This window comes from Collinsella sp. LCP21S3_D3 (assembly GCF_052118305.1).
Taxonomy (GTDB): domain Bacteria; phylum Actinomycetota; class Coriobacteriia; order Coriobacteriales; family Coriobacteriaceae; genus Collinsella.
The window spans coordinates 1-2,612 of sequence record NZ_JBQKHK010000039.1; the positions used below are offsets into that span (position 1 = coordinate 1).

The 2,612-nt window shown below is 56.1% G+C and carries 3 protein-coding genes and 1 rRNA gene; all 4 read right to left on the minus strand.

Features of this window, described 5'->3' with window-relative positions:
- Window positions 1–558 (minus strand): 16S ribosomal RNA (locus tag ACTQ1S_RS09175); the annotation flags it as partial.
- A 541-nt stretch (window positions 559–1,099) separates the two neighbouring features.
- Window positions 1,100–1,459: a 50S ribosomal protein L20 gene (gene rplT, locus ACTQ1S_RS09180; protein ID WP_006234421.1), complete on the minus strand. Its 360-nt coding sequence runs from the start codon at window positions 1,457–1,459 to the stop codon at window positions 1,100–1,102.
- Between the two features lie 46 nt (window positions 1,460–1,505).
- Window positions 1,506–1,697 carry a 50S ribosomal protein L35 gene (rpmI, locus tag ACTQ1S_RS09185; RefSeq protein ID WP_006234422.1) on the minus strand — a complete coding sequence of 64 codons (192 nt, stop codon included), beginning with the start codon at window positions 1,695–1,697 and terminating at the stop codon, window positions 1,506–1,508.
- A gap of 32 nt (window positions 1,698–1,729) precedes the next feature.
- Window positions 1,730–2,299 carry a translation initiation factor IF-3 gene (gene infC / locus ACTQ1S_RS09190; protein WP_006234423.1) on the minus strand — a complete coding sequence of 190 codons (570 nt, stop codon included), beginning with the start codon at window positions 2,297–2,299 and terminating at the stop codon, window positions 1,730–1,732.
- Window positions 2,300–2,612: the final 313 nt, after the last annotated feature.

The following is a 2,612-nucleotide window of genomic DNA, read 5'->3' on the forward strand; positions in this document are numbered from 1 at the left end:
GCCGCCTACGCGCGCTTTACGCCCAATGAATCCGGATAACGCTCGCCCCCTACGTATTACCGCGGCTGCTGGCACGTAGTTAGCCGGGGCTTCTTCTGCAGGTACAGTCTCGTCTCTTCCCTGCTGAAAGCGGTTTACGACCCGAAGGCCTCCGTCCCGCACGCGGCGTCGCTGCGTCAGGGTTGCCCCCATTGCGCAAGATTCCCCACTGCTGCCTCCCGTAGGAGTCTGGGCCGTGTCTCAGTCCCAATCTGGCCGGTCGGTCTCTCAACCCGGCTACCCGTTGTCGGCACGGTGGGCCGTCACCCCGCCGTCTACCTGATGGGCCGCGGAGCCATCCCCTCCCGTCGGGGCTTTAGCCCGGGCGCCATGCGGCACCCGGGGGTATCCGGTATTACCCGTCCTTTCGGGCGGCTATCCCGGGGGAGGGGGCAGGTTCTCCACGTGTTACTCAGCCGTTCGCCACTCGCTTCTATCCGAAGATAGGTGCCGTTCGACTTGCATGTGTTAGGCGCGCCGCCAGCGTTCATCCTGAGCCAGGATCGAACTCTCCGTCCAAATATGTTTGGGCCTCGAGCCCGTCCGGTCCTCTCAGTTCATCGCTGATCGGTTCCGTTCGATTCATATGGTTCTGTTTGATAGGAAAAGGAATTTCTCGGGGCCGCCTCTCGGCGGCCTTGCGAAAAACGAATCCAAGTCAGACCATTTCAAATGGTTCGATGTCTGCCCGGATGCGACACATCTGGTGTGTCCATCCTCGCAGTATCCGGTTCTCAAGGTGCACGCCTGCGCGTCTCATCCGGTCCGACCGGGCCGCGCGGCAAGGAGATATATTGCCAGACCGCGAAGCGATGTGGGACGTCAATTCCACTCTTCACAAGTCCTACACAATATATCGCTTCCTATATAAGTAATAGAAAGGCTGGTGCAGAAATACTGCACGTATCAGATGATGACCCTTCGGTTAAGAGATATATAAAGATCGGTCACCTGTAAGTATCTATCTACCCGCGCTTTTGCTATATAAACCAGCGCCTTAGATAAAAAGAGGGAGCGCCGCGCACAGCGCGACACTCCCCTAGCGATTCAAGAGAATCAATTAGGCCTCGAGAGCCTTCTTGGCGATGGTAGCCAGCTCGTTGAAAGACTCGATGTCCTCGTAAGCCATCTGAGCCAGGACCTTGCGGTCGAGCTCGATACCGGCGACCTTCAGGCCGTGCATGAACTGAGAGTAAGAGATGTCGTTCAGGCGAGCAGCAGCGTTGATACGGGTGATCCAGAGAGAGCGAATCTCGCGCTTCTTATTGCGGCGGTCACGGTACTGATACTGCAGAGAGTGCTGGACCTGCTCTTTAGCATGCTTGTAAGTACGCGAAGCGGCACCGTAGTAACCCTTCGCACGGTGCATAACGGTACGGCGCTTCTTCTTGGCGGCAACAGCGCGCTTAATACGTGCCATGTTCTATCAACTCCTAGACGGTTAAACGAAAAACGGGAACGCTAACTTAGGCGAGACGCGACTTGATGACCTTGCGGTCGGCAGCGGCGATCTCGGTCTCCTGACGGAAGCCACGCTTACGCTTGGTGGACTTCTTGCTCAGGATGTGGCTCTTGAAAGCCTTGGCGCGCATAAGCTTGCCGGTACCAGTCTTGCGGAAACGCTTCTTGGTGCCGCTGTGGGACTTCATCTTAGGCATGAAATACTCCTTAATCGGTTACAGAACACTAGTTACTTAGTATCACTTGCCGCTTTATCCTCATCAAAGGCGCCCTTAATTGGGGCGAGCAGCATAAGCATGTTACGGCCTTCCATCTTAGGCTTGGACTCGACCGTAGCGTAAGGCTTAAGATCCTCGGCGAGACGCTCGAGAACGTTAAGACCCTGCTCCGGGTGAGCCATCTCACGGCCGCGGAACATGATGGTGATCTTAACGCGTGCGCCCTTCTTGAGGAAACGCAGAACGTGGCCCTTCTTGGTCTCGTAGTCGCCAACGTCGATCTTGGGTCGGAACTTCATTTCCTTAACCTCGACCTTGGACTGGTTCTTACGAGCAGCCTTGGCCTTCATGGCCTGCTGGTACTTGAACTTACCGTAGTCCATGACCTTGCAGACCGGCGGCTCCGCGTTGGGAGCGATCTCGACAAGGTCGAGACCCTGATCGTCGGCGACGCGCTGGGCATCGCGGATGGCGAACAGGCCGAGCTGAGAGCCATCGACGCCAATCAAACGGCACGAAGATGCAGTGATCTCGTCGTTGATGCGGGTGTCATCAGACTTAGCTATTTTCCCTACCTCCATTCATAAAAAAATAACCCGGCGCTTTTTTGCAACCAGGTCGTACACATAGACATCCTCGATATGAGGAAGGGAATCTAAGTTGTATGACCAGTCAGCTGCTCATTGGCGCCAAAAGGTGGGAACCCTCGGGTTCCTCTTTAGGGCATTGCGGAAACAACACCTTGGCGATAATAACACGTACCGCTCGTTATCACATTACGTACACGAAAAAGGGGGCCTCGACCCCCTTGAACGCTCTTTTGCATGTATGGTGCCCGAGGCGAGACTCGAAGGGCCTTCGCTTCGCGAAGCCCCGGGCTTCGGGCGCATGGCG

What these genes read in the sequence shown, in the direction of transcription:
- rplT (WP_006234421.1), bottom strand. Translation starts at nt 1,459, where the DNA reads ATGGCACGTATTAAGCGCGCTGTTGCCGCCAAGAAGAAGCGCCGTACC.
- rpmI (WP_006234422.1), bottom strand. Translation starts at nt 1,697, where the DNA reads ATGCCTAAGATGAAGTCCCACAGCGGCACCAAGAAGCGTTTCCGCAAG.
- infC (WP_006234423.1), bottom strand. Translation starts at nt 2,299, where the DNA reads ATGGAGGTAGGGAAAATAGCTAAGTCTGATGACACCCGCATCAACGAC.